This is a genomic window from Actinoplanes rectilineatus (assembly GCF_000962825.1).
GTDB lineage: Bacteria > Actinomycetota > Actinomycetes > Mycobacteriales > Micromonosporaceae > Actinoplanes > Actinoplanes rectilineatus.
In genome coordinates, this window is the sequence record NZ_JZKF01000017.1 from 118,198 (window position 1) to 135,104 (window position 16,907).

A 16,907-nucleotide genomic window follows, 5' to 3' on the forward strand; every position below is an offset into this window, starting at 1 on the left:
TTCATGTGTCCGTCAGATCAGTCGTCCCACTCGTTGCGCCGCTGTCCGGGCGGTCCATTGTGGGGCGCGGCTCCGTAGGTGCCGCCACCGCGCTGCGGTTGCTGGTTGCCGTAGCCGTCGTTCTGGCCACCGCCCCAGCCGCCCTGCTGCGGCTGCTGGTTGCCGTAGCCGTCGTCCTGAGCGCCCCAGCCGCCCTGCTGGTCGTAGCCGCCCTGCTGCTGGTTGCCCCAACCGTCCTGCTGGTCGTAGCCACCCTGCTGCTGACCGCCCCAACCGCCCTGCTGCTGGTTGCCGTAGCCGTCGTCCTGAGCGCCCCAGCCGCCCTGCTGGTCGTAGCCACCCTGCTGCTGGCCGTACCCGTCGTCCTGACCGGGCTGGTACATGCTGGTGTGCTCGTCGTAGCGCTGGCCCTGCTGGCCGCCCTGCCCCTGTTCGGGCTGGTACATGCCGGTGCGCTCGTCGTAACGCTGACCCGGCGCCTGGCCCTGCTGCTGGCCGCCGTCGTTGTAGCCGCCGTACGCGTCCTGCTGGCCGTAACCGCCCTGCTGAGCGCCGTACGTGCTGGTGTTGCCGGCGAAGCTGCCCTGCGGCGGCATCGGAACGCCGTACGGGTCGGGGAACTCGTCCTCGACCGGAGCGGCCGGGCGGTGGATCATCGTCGGCGCGTCGCCGAGGCTGCCGCCGCCCATGCCGGCCGCCGGGGCGATCATCGTGGCGTCGTTGCCGCGACCACCGACACCGGCCGGCGAGGCCACCCGGGTCGCGTCGAAGCCGGCGCCGCCGGCGCCCGCACCGGCGAGCTTGTCGTCGTCGCCCTCGGCCTCGGCGTTCTTGCGGCGCATCCAGACCAGGACCATCGCGCCGATGCCGGCGGCCACGAGCAGCACGCCCATGATGATCAGCAGCCAGTTGCTGCCGCCTTCGTCCTCACCGGACTTGTTCTCCGCGTCGATGTCGCCCGCGGCCGAGGTCTCACCCTCGGTCGGCTCGTCCTCGAGCGCTTCCTCGTCCTCGGTCGGTTCGGCGCTCACCGAGGCGCTCGGCGAGGGCGTCGGCGAGGTCGTCGCGGCGGCCAGCTTCTTCAGCGTGATCGCGACGTTGACCGTCTTGCCGGCTCCGGCGTTGGCGCTGGCCGAGGTCGACTCGTAGCCGTCCTTCAGCGCGCCGATCTGTACCGTGCCGGGAGTGATCGGCCGGGAGTCGGACGAGGTGAAGGAGTACCGTCCCTCGCTGTTGGTGACCGTGTCGTACGAGTGGCCACCCGAGTCGCTCATCGCGATGGAGACGCCGGAGATCTGCTTGCCGTCGCCGTCCTTGACGCGACCGGAGACCTGGCGCACGGTCTCGGGCTTGTCCTCGCCCTTGACGGTGATGGTCTGGCTCGTCGAGTTGGTGCCCTCGGTCGTCTTGGCGGTGATCTTGACCGTGAAGGTCTTCGTCTCGCCGGCGCTCACGTTCGGCGCGGTGAAGTTCGCGGTGAACGACTGGTCACCGGTGAACGTCTTGACCGAGCTGCAGTCACCGGAGCAGTTCGGGCCACTGACCTCGATGCCTACCGCCGCTGCCGCTGCGGAGCCTTCGCCCCCTTCACCACCGTCCCCGCCCCCCGGGTTACTGATGGTGTACTGAATGGTTACAGTACCTCCAGTAGCAACCTCGGTTGCCGACACCGACCCAATCGAAACGTTGGGGGGCGCCGCCAGGGCAGCCGTCTGTACACCGGCCACCAGGCCGGTGACCAGGGCCAGGAACGCACCGGCCTGGGTCGTCCGGGCTCTCAGGTGCGTCGTCACGTCCACCGCCTTCCGGTCGCGGTCATCGGTTTCGGTGTCCGACGACATCCCGCGACTTGTACACCGTCGGCCACTATGCCTTGTCGCACGTCTTTTACGCGACCCAGGGCGGTGTGCCGTTGTCGGCAGCCCGGGTCGTATTGTCCCGACATGTCCCCTGCGCACAATAATTCCGAGTCGGTCAACGACGCGTTGGACGCGCTGGACCGGGGTGTCGAGCCTGAACGTCCCGTGCTGCGTGACGCGGTACGAGCACTGCTGACCGAGTTGTCCCACCGCGCGCCTGGCCGTTCGGTGGAGGTCCGGATTCCTCCTTTCGGTGCGATTCAGTGCGTCCCCGGCCCTCGGCACACACGTGGCACACCGCCCAATGTGGTCGAAACAGATCCCATGACATGGCTGCTCGTGGCCACCGGCCGCCTGAGCTGGGCGTCGGCCGTCGCCGAAGGGCGTATCCGGGCGAGCGGCATTCGTACCGACCTCTCCGAGCACCTGCCGCTGACCGGGGGATGAGCCCGGCTTGCATGGTCGCCACCTCGCGTACACTGGGCGATCGGAGCGGACCGGCGAGTTCGAGCAGATCCGGAGTTCGCGCAGATCCGGGCCCCTGTGGCGGACAGGGGTTCGTGCAGATCCGACATGAGGGAGCAAGCAAGTGCCCCGAGGCGACGGCCGGTTGACCGACGATCTCGATCCCCAGGAGCGTGGCCCCCAGGACGCCTGTGGCGTCTTCGGTGTCTGGGCTCCCGAGGAGGAAGTTGCCAAACTCACTTATTTCGGCCTCTACGCGTTGCAGCACCGCGGACAGGAGGCTGCCGGGATCGCGGTGAGCGATGGTTCCGGTGTCGTCGTCTACAAGGACATCGGCCTGGTCTCCCAGGTCTTCGACGAGCCGACGCTGGCCAGCCTGCGGGGCCACCTCGCGATCGGCCACGCGCGCTACTCGACGACCGGCGGGTCGAACTGGGAGAACGCGCAGCCCACGATCCAGGCCACCCCGTCCGGCACGACCATCGCGCTGGCCCACAACGGCAACCTGGTCAACACCGCCGAGCTGCTGAAGGAGGTCGCCGACCGCGGCCTCGACCCGGCCGGTGGCGCGACCTCGGACACCGCTCTGGTGACCGCCCTGCTGGCCGGCCGTCAGGACCTCTCGGTCGAGGCGGCGGCGATGGAGGTGTTCCCGCGGCTCCGCGGCGCGTTCAGCTTCGTCTTCATGGATGAGAACACGCTGTATGCCGCCCGTGACGCCCAGGGTGTGCGACCGCTGGTGCTCGGCCGGATGGAGCGCGGCTGGGCGGTCGCCAGCGAGACCGCAGCCCTGGACATCGTCGGCGCCAGCTTCGTCCGCGAGGTCGAGCCCGGCGAGATCATCGCGATCGACGAGCACGGCCTGCGCTCGACGAGGTTCGCCTCGCCGGAGCCCAAGGGCTGCCTCTTCGAGTACGTCTACCTCGCCCGCCCGGACACCACGATCGCCGGGCGCAACATCTACTCGGCCCGTGTCGAGGTCGGCCGCAAGCTGGCCAAGGAGCACCCGGTCGAGGCCGACCTGGTGATCGGCGTGCCCGAGTCGGGCATCCCGGCCGCGATCGGCTACGCGGAGGCCTCCGGCATCCCCTACAGCGCCGGGTTCATGAAGAACGCCTACGTCGGCCGGACCTTCATCCAGCCGTCGCAGACCATCCGGCAGCTCGGCATCCGGCTGAAACTGAACCCGCTGCGTGAGGTGGTCCGCGGCAAGCGGATCGTCGTGATCGACGACTCGATCGTGCGGGGCAACACCCAGCGGGCCCAGATCCGGATGCTCCGCGAGGCCGGTGCGCTCGAGATCCACGTCCGCATCTCCTCGCCGCCGGTGAAATGGCCGTGCTTCTACGGCATCGACTTCGCGACCCGGGCCGAGCTGATCGCCAACGGTCTGGAGATCGACGGCATCCGGCGGTCGATCGGCGCCGACAGTCTGGGCTACGTCTCGCTGGACAACCTGATCCAGGCGACGGAACAGCCGAAGACCCGGCTCTGCATGGCCTGCTTCGACGGGGAGTACCCGATCGAGCTGCCCACCGCGGACCTGATCGGCAAGCACCTGCTGGAGGGTGTCGGCCGTCGTGCCGCGACCCCCGCGGTGGCCGGCCTGGAATCCGAGTACGAGGCCCGCGAGCACGGCGACGACGAGCGGCAGCAGCTGCCGGCGTCGCTGATCGCCAGCCCCGGTGGCGCCACCGCGCTTCAGCACCCGTGACTTCAAGATCTACAGAACCGCTAAAGGGGAGAACCGTGACCCACGTGTCCGAGCGCAGCAGTGCCGGATCGAACGGTGCCGAGGGCGCCGACCGCCAGCTGTGGACGGCGGGCGCCGGCCGCGGGACGCGGAAGCGTGCGGCCACGTACGCGGACGCGGGTGTCTCCATCCACGCCGGTGACCGGGCGGTCGAGCTGCTCAAGTCGAAGGTGAAGAAGACCACCCGCCCCGAGGTGATGGGCGACCTGGGCGGCTTCTCCGGGCTGTTCAAGCTGAACACCGCGAAATACAAGAGCCCGGTCCTGGCCTCGTCGACCGACGGCGTCGGCACCAAGCTGGTGATCGCCCAGCAGCTCGACATCCACGACACGATCGGCATCGACCTGGTCGCGATGGTCGTCGACGACCTGGTGGCCTGTGGCGCCGAGCCGCTGTTCCTGCTCGACTACATCGCCTGTGGCGAGGTCGTCCCGGACAAGGTCGCCGAGATCGGCGCCGGCATCGCGGACGGTTGCCGTTACGCGGGTTGCGCCCTGCTGGGTGGCGAGACCGCTGAGCACCCCGGCGTGCTGCGCCCGGACGAGTACGACGTGTCCGCCACCGGTGTCGGTGTGGTCGAGGAGAGCGAGATCCTCGGCAAGGAGCGGGTCGAGCTCGGCGACGCCATCATCGCGATGCGGTCGTCCGGTCTGCACTCCAACGGCTACTCCCTGGTCCGCCACGTCCTGCTGGGCGCCGGCCGGATGCGTCTGGACACCGTGGTCGACGACTTCGGTTCGCAGCGCACCCTGGGCGAGGAACTGCTGACCCCCACCAAGATCTACGCCAAGGACTGCCTGGGCCTGATCGAGGAGACCGACGTGCGGGCGTTCTCGCACGTCACCGGCGGCGGCATCCCCGGCAACCTCAACCGGGTGCTCCCCGGCACCATGGACGCGGTCGTCGACCGGTCCACCTGGCGCCCGCAGCCCATCTTCGACCTGATCCAGGCCAAGGGCCGGATCGAGGACACCGAGATGGAGTCCACCTTCAACATGGGTGTCGGCATGTTCGCCGTCGTCTCCGCGGACGACGCGGACCGGGCGATGGCCTACCTCACCGGCCGCGGCGTCGAGGCGTGGCAGGTCGGCGAGGTCATCGAGGGTTCCGGCGAGGTGCAGATGATGGGCTCCTACACCCGGGGCTGATGACCGTGTCCGCGCTGAGCGCCCGTCCGGGAAACTGATTCTGGTTCGTGGCCGAGCAAACGTGAAATGATCCGTGTGTGTCGATGTCCGGCACATGCGGATCTTTCGCATTCAGAGGTGGACCGCGGGCCTGATCCTTGAGTCACAGTGCCGGACGGGAGTGCAGCGGATATGGCGCAAGCGTGGAGCGGGATGCAGGGCATCTCGCCGACACCCGGCTATGTCGTCATGCAGCCGACCACGCTCTGCAATCTGGCGTGCAACTACTGCTATCTGCCGTTCCGGCGGGACAACCGGAAGATGCCGGTGGCGGTCGCGGAGGCGGTCGCGGCCGGTGTCGCCGGGTTCGCCCGGACCGGCCGGTTCTCGGTGGTCTGGCACGGCGGTGAGCCGCTGGCCGCCGGCCGCGCCCACCTGGCCGACCTGTTCGCGCCGTTCGGCGACGCTGTCGAGCACCATGTGCAGACGAACGCGACGCTGATCGACGACGCCTGGTGTGCGTTCTTCGCCGAGCACGACGTCCGGGTCAGCGTCAGCGTGGACGGTCCGAGGGAGCGCAACCACGAGCGGGTGGACCGTGGCGACAAACCGGCCTACCCGCTGATCATGAAGGGGGTGGAGCGGCTACGCCGGCACGGCATCCCGTTCTCCACCCTGTGCGTGGTGGCCGACCCGCGACCCGGTGCCGCCACCGAGCTCTACGACTACTTCCTCGGCCTCGGCTGCGAGGTGCTCGGCATCAACGTCGAGGAGCAGGAGGGGGTCAACACCCGGCTGAACCGGCGGGACCCGGCGGCGGTCCGGGCGTTCTGGTCCGAGCTGGTCGCCGCCTGGCGCCGCGATCCACGGATCCACCTGCGCGAGATCGAGTGGTCGCTGCGGTACGCCGCCGCTGTCCTGGACGGCACCGCCGACGGTCTGCTGCCGCGCCGGCTGGACCCGATTCCCACCGTCGCGTACGACGGGTCGGTGGTGCTGCTCTCGCCCGAACTGGCCGGTTTTCACGATCCCCGGTACGGCGACTTCACCAGTGGCAACGTGCTGTCCACACCACTGCCCGAGATCCTGTCCCGGGCGGCGGAGACCCCGTGGATCGGCGAGTTCCTGCGCGGCGTCGAGTCGTGCCGCCGGACGTGCCCCTACTTCGGTTTCTGCGGCGGCGCCCACGCGGCCAACCGCTACTTCGAGCACGGCAGGTTCGACGTCACCGAGACGGACCACTGCCGCAACAGCAAGATTCGCCTACTGGAGGGAGTGTTGGACCATGCCCGAGATCACGAGGCCACAGCTGTCTGACGGTGTGGGACCGGATCCGGTGACGGCGCGGGTGCATGACACCCGGGCAGGTCTGACCGCGCTCATCGCGGAGGCGGAAGCGGCCCGAGAACAGCGCGCCGAGGAGGCGTCGCAGGGTAGCGGCTCGGCGGTTTGCGCCTGGAACCACTTCGAGAACATCCCGACGTTCTACAACTGGAACAACCGGCCTCGCTGAGCTCCGCGGAGCGTCAGACAGAGTCCGGTCGAGGCCCACGCGGAAAACCAACCCGCGTGGGCTTCATCGTTGTTGACCGCAGGAAGTGAGTGACCACGACACACACGGAAGCACGCGGTCAGAGTCCGCGTGCCCTATGCGAAACGGGTCAATGCCGCCTTGTTGTCGGCGACCAGGAATCCTGGTCGTCTTCAGCGTCGTCATCCTCGTCATCGTCGACGAACTCATCGTTGTCGTCGTCGAAATGACGGTCGGATTGGCTGGCACCCGCCAGTTCGCGCTGCAAGGCGGTGAGGTCGGTGTTCGGGGAGTGATACTTCAACTCCCGGGCCACCTTCGTCTGCTTGGCCTTAGCACGGCCGCGCCCCATGGCTCGACCCCCTCGCACAGAATTCGGGGCAGCCCGAAGGCGGGCCCCGATGACGTCAGGCATCTCTCGTGGGTCTTACGGTACATGGACGATGCCGCGTTCGGCACCTCGGGTTGCGTGTGACACTGCCGCGCGTCGCGGTTCGTCTTCTCCGGCGTCGCGCGGCAGGCCCCCGAAGCGACCGCCCAGGCCGCTAAGCCAGGTGGATCGAGCGAAGACGACCGACCTCGGACATCCGCCGTTCGGCGAGCCGGTCGGCGGCCACCGCCGGTGGGACGCCCTCGTCCGAGGCGAGCTGGAGGATCCGCCGGGTGGTGTCGAAGACCCCGGTGGCGCGCAGCTTGGCCCGCTCGAAGTTGAAGCCCTCGATCTCGTCCGCGACCTGGATGACGCCGCCGGCGTTGACCACGTAGTCGGGGGTGTAGAGGATGCCGCGGTCCTCCAGCAGCTTGCCGATGCCGGGGTGGGCGAGCTGGTTGTTCGCCCCGCCGGTGACCACCTTGGCGCGCAGCACCGGGACGGTGTCGTCGTTCAGGGCACCGCCCAGGGCGCAGGGCGCGTACACGTCGAGGTCGGAAGTGATCAGCGTGTCGGTGTCCGCGACGAGCTGGATCTCCGGGTGGGTGGTGCGGGCCCACTCCCGGGCGGCGTCGCTGACGTCGGTGGCGATCACCGTGGCACCGTCGCCGATCAGGTGGCCGGCCAGATACTTGCCGACCTTGCCGAGGCCGGCGACGCCGACCGTGCGGCCGTGGAGGGTGGGGCTGCCCCAGGTGTGCTCGGCGGCGGCCCGCATGCCCTGGAAGACGCCCCAGGCGGTGAGGACCGAGGAGTCGCCGGCACCGCCGTGCTGCACGCTGCGGCCGGTCACATACTTGGTCTCGCGTGCGATCACGTCCATGTCCGGGACGTAGGTGCCGACGTCGCAGGCGGTGTAGTAACGGCCGCGCAGCGACTCGACGAACCGGCCGTACGCCCGCAGGAGCGCCTCTGACTTGAGGGTGGCGGGGTCGCCCCAGATGACGGCCTTGCCGCCGCCGAGGTCCAGTCCGGCCATCGCGTTCTTGTAGGCCATGCCGCGGGACAGCTTCAGCACGTCCGCGAGGGCGGCGTCCTCGTTCTCGTAGGGGTAGAAGCGCGTGCCGCCGAGAGCCGGCCCGAGAGCCGTGGAATAGATTCCGATGATCGCCTTCAGGCCGGTGCTCCGGTCCTGGCAGAAGACGACCTGTTCGTGCCCGTCGGTGTCGAACACGTCCATTGTTGATCTCCTGATCTCGTTTCCCGGCCTTCGTGGGGCCGTGGTGTCCGGCGGGGTCAGCCGGACACTGCGAGCGTAGTCGCGCGAATAGGAGGGCGATTACGTCAGCGCGGGAAGTTCAACCCGGGCGAATTCGTGAAAGGATCGCGCCGTGCCGTCACTGTTCGCGTCGTACCTACGGGTTTACGAACCGCTGACCGCCTTCGACCCGGACCGGCAGGTCTTCTGGCGCGAGTACGCGCGCCAGGGCCGTGACCTGGGGCCGATCGAGGGGCCGGTCCGCCAGCGCAGCGCCGTGCTCGAGGCGCTCGGCGCGGGCTGGACCCGTCTGCCCGAGTTGCCCGACGAGGCTTACCTGCTGGAGTGGGAGGACACCCTCCTGGTCTGCCCGTGGAGTCTGCGCCTGCGGGTCGCCGAGGCGGCGCTGAACGCCCGCGACGGTGTGCCCGCGGTGCTCGCCGACGCTTTCGTGCCGCCGGTGCTGGCCGGGCAGGCCAAGGCCGTGGTGGAGGACTGGCGCAGCGGCGCCAAGGTCCTGGAGCAGGGTGTGCCGCGGGTGCACGAGCAGATCGCCACCTGGGGTGTGCCGTTGCGCTGGTTCGCCTTCGTCGATCTCGACGAGCGGGAGATCTCGCTGTCCGGCCGCCGGCGCACGCTGCGTTACCGCACGGAGATCTCCAAGGCCCGCCGCCGGGCGCATCGAGCGGTGTCGGTGTTGCGTAAGTCGCTCGGCGACGCGCCGATCACCGAGGCGGTCGAGGAGGGCACCCGCTGGCTCGAGGAGTTCCACCCACGCTCCGTGGTGGAGCTCGACTACGGCGGCCTGGTCAACCTCCTCCCGGAGGACAGCCTCACCGAGGACGATTCCCCCGGACTGGTGGCAGCCGGACTTTCCGCACTTTCCCGTGGTGACGCTGAGTCAGCGAGTGAGGCCTACGAGAAGCTGGTCGCCCGGTGGCGGGTCGTCCAGCTTCTCGAGCGATGCAACTGACCTGCGGAAATAGGACAGACGGGCAGTTTTCCTCGTGTCTGGGAGCGCTCCCGAGGCGAACACTCTTCGTAATTGCGGGTCCGCGAAGCGTGATAATCAGACTAAACGAGACACTATCTGGCGTAGAAAACACGGAAAAATCGGGCATGCTTCATCCGTCTATCTGGGGACGTTCGTCCGTTCGGCCCATGTCGGACATCGGGGACTAGCCGGACCATGAGAGACGCACCGGCCGGCGGGACCCCGGCCGATGTTTATAGGCACCTGTGGAGGAGTGACCGATGGCATCGCGTACGCACGATCCCGAGCCGCTACTAACGCCGGCCGAGGTGGCGTCGATGTTCCGTGTCGACCCGAAGACCGTGACTCGGTGGGCGAAGGCGGGCAAACTCAGCGCTATTCGCACGTTGGGTGGCCACCGTCGTTACCGGGAGTCGGAGGTTCGTGCCCTGCTGCAGGGACAGATTCCCACGCAGCGTCAGGGCGACTGACCCGGTCGACCAAGACCGTTGCAAGGGGCGAGCGCTGGGGAAGGCGATCGCCCCTTCTTCGTCTCAACGATCCGACGACCTTGAAGGAAACCGCTGCCCGGCGCCGGCTTCGTGCGGCGCCGGCTGCTTTTCCCGTACGAACTGAGACTCCCGCCGGCCGTCGGCAGGATTCCACGGCCCCGTGATCTGACCAGCAGGTCTCCCGGCAGTCGGCCGGGACGGACTCCGGTCAGTTCACCAGCACCGCGACGGTGCCGCCGGAACCACGGCGGATCCGGCTGCCGAGCATCAGCAGACGGCCGACCATGCCGTACTTCTTCCGGATGCCGGTGCCGATCCGGCCCAGATCCGAGGTGTCGCCGATCCGCGCGACCGCCTCGACCGCGTCGCCGGTCGGCGTGCCCCGCACGTCGCACGGGCCCACCGTGACCCGCCCGTTGTTCCGGATCCGCTTGTGTTTGCCGCTTTCGGCGACCGTCCAGAATCCGAGACCGCCGCCGGAGTCGGGCACCACCCACAGCGGGGTCGCGACCGCGCGCCCGTCCCTGCGGAACGTCGTGAGCAGGACGTATTTCTCCGACCCGAGTTGCTCCAGTCCGGCCATGTCCTCAAGAGTAGTGACCGTGGATGAACCGGCAATCGGCGACGCCTTCGGCGAGATGATCAGAGACGCGTACGCGGTGCGTACCGGCGTCGGGCCGCGACCGCTCGCCGGTGGCCGGCTGCCCCGTCCGGTGATCGAGGTGATCGAACGCGACGACGGGCTGATCAACGGCGCACCCGCCGACCACTACCTGGACGAACCGGACGCCTGGCAGCCGCACGACCACCGGGCGCTGAAGTACTGCCGGGGCCGGGTGCTGGACATCGGCGCCGGTGCCGGGCGCACCGCGCTCGAACTGCAACGCCGGGGTGTCGCGGTGACCGGCCTGGACACCTCGCAGGGCGCGATCGAGGTGGCCCGCAGACGGGGACTGCGCGACACCGTGCTGGCCACCGTCGACGAGTTCGCCCGGGCCCCGGTCCGGTACGACACGTTCCTGCTGCTCGGCAACAACCTCGGCCTGCTGGAGAGCCCCGAACGCGCCCCGGTGTTCCTGGACGCCCTCGCCCGGCTGGCCGCCCCGGGTGCCCGGATCGTCGCGCAGGGCACCGATCCGTACGGGACGCGGGACCCGGTGCATGTGGCGTACCACGAGCGGAACCGGGCACGCGGGCGTCTCGGCGGGCAGTTGCGTCTGCGGCTGCGCTACCGCGAGGTCGCCACCGGGTGGTTCGACTATCTGAACTGCTCGGCCGCGGAGCTCGAAGCGCTGGTGGCGGGCACCGCGTGGCGGCTGAAATCGATCGACGAGCGGGATCGGCCGTACTACCTTGCGGTCATGGAGCTCACCCATTGACCACACTCACCCGCGACCAGGTTCGCATCAGCAGACGGATCTCGATGGTGCTGCGGCACCGTCCCGAGACGGCCGGTCTCACCCTCGACCCCCATGGATGGGTGCCGGTTGCGGCACTGCTGTCCGCTCTCGGCATCTCCCGGGAGACGCTCGACGCCGTGGTGGCCGGCAACGACAAGTCCCGGTTCGCGGTGGCGCCCGGCCCGGACGGTGTCGACCGGATCCGGGCCAGCCAGGGGCACTCCCGGCGGGTCGCCATCGACCTGGACCTGCCGCCCGCCGTCCCGCCCGCCGAGCTCTTCCACGGCACGCCCCGGGCCAACCTCGACGCGATCCTGCGGGAGGGGCTGCGCCCGCGCAGCCGGCATCACGTGCACCTCTCGGCGGACGTGCCGACCGCGCTGACCGTCGGGCGCCGCCGGTCCGCCGACGTGGTGGTCCTGGCGGTCGCCGCGACGGTGATGACGGGCGAGGGTCACGTGTTCCACCGCAGCGACAACGGGGTGTGGTTGACCTCTGCCGTCCCCGTACAGCACCTTTCGATAAAACGGACAAATCCGTAATCTGCCAGGTTGATCGTCCATCCACAGTGGCCAGTGCCGGGTTCCCCGGACAGCGGCGCGAAACCGCCGTTAACTTGGACGGATGGGGACGGTCACGCGGCGTCAGCTCACCGATCTTCCCGGCACCCTCGGACTGCCGCTCGCCCTCGGACTCGTGCTGGTGCTCGCCTTCCTCACCTTCGGCCTGCCGTTGCTGGACCAGGCCGTCCCGGCGCAGCGACCGGTCCCGGCCGGCCTGCCCTATCCGGTCGGCGCCGGGGTCACCGTCGTGCCACCACCCGGCGCCACCCTCGACGTCACCGGCACCCGCCCCGGTGAGGACCGGGGCACCGCGCTCTTCCGCGTCGGCCGGGTCCGCTACGCGATCGCCGTCCAGCCCTTCGACGGTGACCTGAGCGCCGCCGCGGTCCGTCTGCGCCAGCGCATCACCGGCACCTCCGGCCACCGGGTCACCGGCACCCAGCTCGCGGTCTCCACGGCCGGCGGTCTCGACGGCGTCCAGGGCGTCTACAGCGCCGGCGGACGCGACGGCCGGTACGCGGTCTTCGTCGCCCACGGGCTCACCATCGAGGTCACGGTCAGCGGTGCCGACCTCGACCTCGGCCGCACCCTGCCGGCCATCGACGCCAGCACCCGGACCCTGGACTACGAGGCCGGTCGATGAGCGACCCGGTGCGGCCGGGCGCCACGGCGGCCGCGCTCGCCCGGCAACCGGCGTTCTGGATCGTTCTCGCGCTGCTCGCCGCCGGAGCGATCCGGATCGGCCAGATCACCACCCGGTTCCTCGCGACGTTCCCGATCGCCACGATCACCGCGATCGCACTGTTCGCGCTGCTCGCCGTCCCTTTCTGGCTCTTCGTCTCGGAACTCGACTTCCTGGAACGCGAACCGGCCGGCCTGCGCGTGGTGGCCTTCGCCTGGGGAGGCCTGGTCGCGACCACGGTGTCCATCCCGGGCAGCACCGCCCTGGAGAACCTGATCGCCAAACTCGGCTCCCCGCACCTGGCCGCCGACTGGGGTGCCGCCCTGGCCGGGCCGACCGTCGAGGAGATCGCCAAGACACTCGGCGTGGTGGCCATCGTGCTGATCGCCCGCGCCCAGGTGAACAGCGTCCTGGACGGCGTCGTCTACGGCGCGCTGGTCGGGCTGGGCTTCCAGATCGTCGAGGACGTGGTGTTCGCGATCGGCGCGGTCGCGCTCGCCGGCGAAGGTGACCAGGTCCAGCCGGTGATCACCACGTTCCTGGTCCGCGGCTTCCTGGCCGGGGTGTGGAGCCACACCCTGTTCGGCGCCCTGGCCGGCGCCGGCATCGGGTACCTCGTGGTCACCCCGGACCGCGGCCGGGGACACCGGGTCGCGATGGCCGGATGCGCGTTCTTCGGCGCCTGGGCCTCGCACGTGCTGTGGAACTCGCCGCTGCTGCGGGACGGCCTGGGCAACGGCGCGCTGGCCCTGCTCGCGGTGCTGGTCGTCAAAGGCCTGCCGCCGCTGCTGCTCATCCTCTGGCTGGTCCGCCGCGCCCACGACCAGGAGGCGGCCTACTACGTCGCGAAACTCGCCACCCTGCGCGACCCGGCCCTGATCACCGACGGCGAACTGCGGGTGCTCGGCTCCGGATCACGGCGCGCGGCCGCCCGCCGGCACGCCGCGGCAAGCGTCGGCCGCCGCGGCCGGGCCGCGGTCCGCCGTCTGCAACGTGCCCAGGCCCGGCTGGCGGTGGAGTTGAGCCGGGCCCCGGCGGAACCCACCGAGGACACCGCGATCCGGCACCGCGCCGAAGTCCGTACGCACCGCGCGGCGCTGGAATCGCTGGGCCACCCGGAGGCCGTCGAAGGCGTCCGCTCCTGGCGGCACACCGTCTCCACGGTCGGCACCACCGCGGTGGCGCTCGCCGTCCTCTGGGTGGCGTTGTCCGCCCTGAGCGGCTAGCGCCTGTCACGCGAGGGATGGCAGGACGGCACCTGAACCTCGCCGCGCTCCTGCCCCTTCACGAAACAGGCGCCGGGCTCAGACGGTCGCCGGCGGCAGTCCGCCGTCGCCGTCCACGACCAGGTCCGGGTTTCCGTCCTCGTCGAGGTCGACCATCGTGACGTCGACCTTGCCGTCACCGTCGGTGTCGAACTGGTACAGGTCCGGCTTACCGTCGCCGTCGGTGTCCGAGACCCAGACGTCGACCTTGCCGTCGCCGTTCGCGTCGCTGGTCACCAGATCCACGCGGGTGTCGCCCCGGGTCTCCACGGTCTCCTGCGGCTCCGTCATGGCCCTCCCCTTTCCCTGCCGGATCTTCCGGCTCGATGGACACATCTGTACCCGATCACCGCCAGAGGCAGACGTCCGGCTGTGACACATGTCGCTGGGTGCTGGTTGATACGCGGGTAACGTACGCCGTCGTGGATATCGCGGAAGACGGCACGCAGCACCTGTTCACCAGCAGCGGTGGCGGTGCGCTCGCCGAGCGGATGGGCATCGTGATCACCGAGGCGACCGCCGAGCGGGTCGTCGGGACCATGCCCGTCGAGGGCAACACCCAGCCGTACGGTCTGCTGCACGGCGGGGCCTCCTGCGTGCTGGCGGAGACGCTGGGCTCGGTCGGCGCGGTGCTGCACGGGCAGACCGTCGACCGTCCGTTCGCGGTCGGCGTGGACATCAACGCCACCCATCACCGGGCCGCCCGGTCCGGACTGGTCACCGGCGTCGCCACCCCCGTGCACCGGGGACGTGCCGTCGCGACGTACGAGGTGGTCCTGCTCGACGAGGCGGACGAGCGGGTGTGCACCGCGCGCATCACCTGCCTGCTCCGTGGGGCCTGATACTCACAGGTAGATCCACGAGCGGAGCTTGACGGTTCCGCGTACCTTTTCTGACGTGACCGAAGTACCACAGCACGCATTCGACGACGCCGCGCAGGTTCTGGAGAGCGCGCTCACCGGCGACAGCGCTGCCGTGGCCGACACCTTCGACGCGGTGGTCAGCCGTGAGGGTGTGGTCGGGGCCTGGGACGTGGCCTGGTGCCTGGCGGCGACGATGGTCGGCCAGGTGCCGATCGGTGGCGCCTGGACCCTGGAGTTCCCGGGCATCGACGACGCGCGGTATGACAAGCGCTGGGTGGCGCGGTTCGTCAGCGCGTATGTCAACGGCGACTTCCCGACCGGTGAGGCGCTCTTCGGCGCCGCGATCCAGGACGGGCAACTGCCGGACTGCCTGATCGCCCTCGCCGGATCCACCGTCGCGACGTTGCGCCACCGCGACGCCCGCGCTGCGTGACCGTGCTCCGATGCGTACCCCGGAGACGTCTGTCCTATCTGGTCCGGAGATAGAGCGCCTTCGCGTATTGCGCGGTCGCCGCGGTGTTGAACATCGCCGCCTGCGACATGAAGAAGCCGTTGTCGGCGATGGCCCGCGATGCCTGCGCCGACCCGGACCAGCGGATGTCGGCCTCCACCTCGGACAGGCCGCGGGCGCGGAACTGCCGCCGCATCGCGGTCTGACCGTTGCGGAAGGCCTCGGAGGCCTCCTCGGCGCTGCGCATGCACGACATCGCCTTCTCGCAGAGCGCCTCCGCGAGGGTGAAGGCCGCCTGTTCCGCCTCGTTCGTGAAGGTCTGCACGACCGTGCCCTCCTTTGACCGAACCCGATACCACACTGTGATGGACCGGGCGTCGCCCATCAAGAGGCTGCCCCGTGAGTGTGGATGAGTGGGGGCGGCTTGCCGGTGTGCGCACAAAGGACGAATCCGCGGCTGCCGATCAGGTCTCGGTTTCCTGTGCGGTTGCCATGAATTCGGCCGCCACCCTCGAAAAGTCGGCCGGAGGTGGCTACCGTTCTGTGCAAGGCCCGTGCCGTTCCCCCCGTGACGGCACGGGCCTTTCTCATGATCAGGTTCGGTCTTTTCGGCTGGTGGCGACACCGCCGTACCCCCTTAGGCTGCGGTGGCTGTTGATCTCATGGGGAGAAGAAGACCTTGATGCACTCGTTCCGCCGCAAAGCCCTCGCCACCGTCGGCCTCACCGCCGCCGCGGTCGCCGCCACGTCGGTGATCGCCAGCCCGGCACAGGCCTACACCAGTGGGCTGGCGAAGGTCGTCGGTTCGTCGACGGTCCAGTTCAACGCCCTGATGGGCAAGAGCAACAACCTGGTCATCACGATCAGCGGCCGCACCGTCACGCTGAACGACACGGTCGCGCTCACGGCGGGCAAGGGCTGCAAGGCGGTCAAGGGCGACAAGACCAAGGTCAAGTGCACCACCAAGAAGAAGACCACGAAGATCACCGCTGCCCTCGGCGACAAGAATGACAAGATCACCAACAAGACCGGGGTCTACCTGTTCGCCGACGGCGGCTCCGGCAACGACGTCCTGATCGGTGGCTCGGCCGGCGAACAGCTGCAGGGCGGCACCGGCAACGACAAGATCTGGGGCAACGGCGGCAACGACACCCTCTTCGGCGGATCCGGCAACGACCTGATCAAGGGTGGCGCGGGCGACGACAAGATCGACGCTGGCGCGGGCACCGACACCGTCTACGGCGAGGCCGGCAAGGACGAGGTCCACGCCGGAGCGGGCAACGACGTCGTCTACGGCGGCGCAGGCAACGACTTCCTCCTCGGCGAGGCCGGCAACGACAACCTCAAGGGCGAAGCCGGCGACGACGAGCTCCAGGGCGGCGCGGGCAACGACAAGCTCTACGCGGGCGCGGGCGCCGACTGGGCCATCGGTCAGGCCGGCGACGACCTAATCTACGGCGACGCCGGCGAGGATGTCCTGATCGGCGGCGACCTCGACAGCAGCGGCAACCACACCGGCAGCACCACCGCCCGCGACCGCCTCGACGGCGGCTCGCAGGCGGACGTGTGCCTGGTGCGGGCCGCGGGCACCGCGGTCAACTGCGAGGACCTCCGCAAGAACGCGGTGGACGCCGCGGACCTGGCCACCCTGCGCGGCTGACCCCTCGTTCCTCGGAACGGCCCGGCATCCTCTGCCGGGCCGTTCTTGTCGGGGTCGCTCGTTTCGGAAGCTGTTCCGAAACGGGCTCCACATCCACGGCGGGTGTTGCCACACCCGCCACGGATGTACACAGCGCCGTCAGACCCGCACCCCCCTGCGGCATCGACACACTCTT

Annotated in this window: 20 protein-coding genes; 14 read left to right on the top strand and 6 right to left on the bottom strand. The window is 69.6% G+C overall.

Annotated features, from left to right (window positions below; all coding sequences use genetic code 11):
• Positions 1-17: 17 nt before the first annotated feature.
• The gene (locus WH85_RS15770) at positions 18-1,793 is read right to left on the bottom strand and encodes a carboxypeptidase regulatory-like domain-containing protein (RefSeq protein ID WP_169792447.1); all 1,776 of its coding nucleotides are present in this window, start codon (positions 1,791-1,793) and stop codon (positions 18-20) included.
• A gap of 150 nt (positions 1,794-1,943) precedes the next feature.
• Here WH85_RS15770 and WH85_RS15775 point away from each other — a divergent pair, with 150 nt between their 5' ends.
• From WH85_RS15775 to amcA, 5 genes are all read left to right on the top strand, one after another.
• The gene (locus tag WH85_RS15775; RefSeq protein WP_045742602.1) at positions 1,944-2,306 is read left to right on the top strand and encodes a sterol carrier family protein; all 363 of its coding nucleotides are present in this window, start codon (positions 1,944-1,946) and stop codon (positions 2,304-2,306) included.
• 142 nt (positions 2,307-2,448) lie between these two features.
• Entirely contained in the window at positions 2,449-4,038 is a 1,590-nt protein-coding gene (gene purF / locus WH85_RS15780) for an amidophosphoribosyltransferase (protein WP_045742603.1), read from the top strand.
• A 35-nt stretch (positions 4,039-4,073) separates the two neighbouring features.
• Entirely contained in the window at positions 4,074-5,225 is a 1,152-nt protein-coding gene (gene purM, locus WH85_RS15785; protein ID WP_045742604.1) for a phosphoribosylformylglycinamidine cyclo-ligase, read from the top strand.
• A gap of 192 nt (positions 5,226-5,417) precedes the next feature.
• The gene (amcB, locus tag WH85_RS15790) at positions 5,418-6,521 is read left to right on the top strand and encodes a cyclophane-forming radical SAM peptide maturase AmcB (RefSeq protein ID WP_211275370.1); all 1,104 of its coding nucleotides are present in this window, start codon (positions 5,418-5,420) and stop codon (positions 6,519-6,521) included.
• Complete coding sequence (gene amcA, locus WH85_RS15795; protein ID WP_045742606.1) at positions 6,490-6,717, top strand: multiple cyclophane-containing RiPP AmcA; 228 nt, start codon at positions 6,490-6,492, stop codon at positions 6,715-6,717. The genes amcB and amcA overlap by 32 nt, the downstream gene beginning before the upstream one ends.
• A gap of 148 nt (positions 6,718-6,865) precedes the next feature.
• Here amcA and WH85_RS15800 read toward each other — a convergent pair whose 3' ends face one another.
• Positions 6,866-7,087 (bottom strand): DUF3073 domain-containing protein, encoded by a 222-nt coding sequence (locus WH85_RS15800; RefSeq protein ID WP_045742607.1) that lies wholly within the window; start codon positions 7,085-7,087, stop codon positions 6,866-6,868.
• Between the two features lie 193 nt (positions 7,088-7,280).
• Positions 7,281-8,345, bottom strand: a complete 1,065-nt coding sequence (locus WH85_RS15805) for a Glu/Leu/Phe/Val family dehydrogenase (protein WP_045742608.1) — start codon at positions 8,343-8,345, stop codon at positions 7,281-7,283.
• Positions 8,346-8,496: 151 nt separating this feature from the next.
• On the opposite strand from WH85_RS15805, the gene WH85_RS15810 reads away from it, so the two are divergent.
• Together WH85_RS15810 and WH85_RS15815 are read left to right on the top strand one after the other, a co-directional pair.
• The gene (locus tag WH85_RS15810) at positions 8,497-9,336 is read left to right on the top strand and encodes a DUF8083 family protein (RefSeq protein WP_045742609.1); all 840 of its coding nucleotides are present in this window, start codon (positions 8,497-8,499) and stop codon (positions 9,334-9,336) included.
• Positions 9,337-9,617: 281 nt separating this feature from the next.
• Positions 9,618-9,827 carry a BldC family transcriptional regulator gene (locus WH85_RS15815; protein WP_014687221.1) on the top strand — a complete coding sequence of 70 codons (210 nt, stop codon included), beginning with the start codon at positions 9,618-9,620 and terminating at the stop codon, positions 9,825-9,827.
• Between the two features lie 229 nt (positions 9,828-10,056).
• Here the strand turns inward: WH85_RS15815 and WH85_RS15820 are convergent, their stop codons facing one another.
• Positions 10,057-10,431 (bottom strand): PPOX class F420-dependent oxidoreductase, encoded by a 375-nt coding sequence (locus tag WH85_RS15820; protein WP_045742610.1) that lies wholly within the window; start codon positions 10,429-10,431, stop codon positions 10,057-10,059.
• A 55-nt stretch (positions 10,432-10,486) separates the two neighbouring features.
• Here WH85_RS15820 and WH85_RS15825 point away from each other — a divergent pair, with 55 nt between their 5' ends.
• From WH85_RS15825 to WH85_RS53715, 4 genes are all read left to right on the top strand, one after another.
• Positions 10,487-11,227, top strand: a complete 741-nt coding sequence (locus WH85_RS15825; protein WP_211275371.1) for a class I SAM-dependent methyltransferase — start codon at positions 10,487-10,489, stop codon at positions 11,225-11,227.
• The gene (locus WH85_RS15830) at positions 11,224-11,790 is read left to right on the top strand and encodes an RNA 2'-phosphotransferase (RefSeq protein WP_083449023.1); all 567 of its coding nucleotides are present in this window, start codon (positions 11,224-11,226) and stop codon (positions 11,788-11,790) included. Before WH85_RS15825 ends, WH85_RS15830 begins: the two co-directional genes overlap by 4 nt.
• A gap of 82 nt (positions 11,791-11,872) precedes the next feature.
• A complete protein-coding gene (locus WH85_RS15835) occupies positions 11,873-12,454 on the top strand; it encodes a hypothetical protein (RefSeq protein ID WP_045742612.1) in 582 nt (193 codons plus the stop codon).
• A complete protein-coding gene (locus WH85_RS53715; RefSeq protein ID WP_045742613.1) occupies positions 12,451-13,719 on the top strand; it encodes a PrsW family intramembrane metalloprotease in 1,269 nt (422 codons plus the stop codon). Before WH85_RS15835 ends, WH85_RS53715 begins: the two co-directional genes overlap by 4 nt.
• A gap of 78 nt (positions 13,720-13,797) precedes the next feature.
• On the opposite strand, the gene WH85_RS15845 is transcribed toward WH85_RS53715, so the two are convergent.
• A complete protein-coding gene (locus WH85_RS15845) occupies positions 13,798-14,049 on the bottom strand; it encodes a hypothetical protein (RefSeq protein ID WP_045742614.1) in 252 nt (83 codons plus the stop codon).
• A 200-nt stretch (positions 14,050-14,249) separates the two neighbouring features.
• On the opposite strand from WH85_RS15845, the gene WH85_RS15850 reads away from it, so the two are divergent.
• Positions 14,250-14,600, top strand: coding sequence for a hotdog fold thioesterase (locus tag WH85_RS15850; protein ID WP_045742645.1), 351 nt, complete (start codon positions 14,250-14,252; stop codon positions 14,598-14,600).
• A 55-nt stretch (positions 14,601-14,655) separates the two neighbouring features.
• Positions 14,656-15,054 carry a hypothetical protein gene (locus tag WH85_RS15855; protein ID WP_045742615.1) on the top strand — a complete coding sequence of 133 codons (399 nt, stop codon included), beginning with the start codon at positions 14,656-14,658 and terminating at the stop codon, positions 15,052-15,054.
• Positions 15,055-15,088: 34 nt separating this feature from the next.
• On the opposite strand, the gene WH85_RS15860 is transcribed toward WH85_RS15855, so the two are convergent.
• Positions 15,089-15,397: a hypothetical protein gene (locus WH85_RS15860; RefSeq protein WP_045742646.1), complete on the bottom strand. Its 309-nt coding sequence runs from the start codon at positions 15,395-15,397 to the stop codon at positions 15,089-15,091.
• A 357-nt stretch (positions 15,398-15,754) separates the two neighbouring features.
• Here WH85_RS15860 and WH85_RS47010 point away from each other — a divergent pair, with 357 nt between their 5' ends.
• Entirely contained in the window at positions 15,755-16,732 is a 978-nt protein-coding gene (locus WH85_RS47010; protein WP_052720478.1) for a calcium-binding protein, read from the top strand.
• The last annotated feature ends 175 nt before the right edge of the window (positions 16,733-16,907 follow it).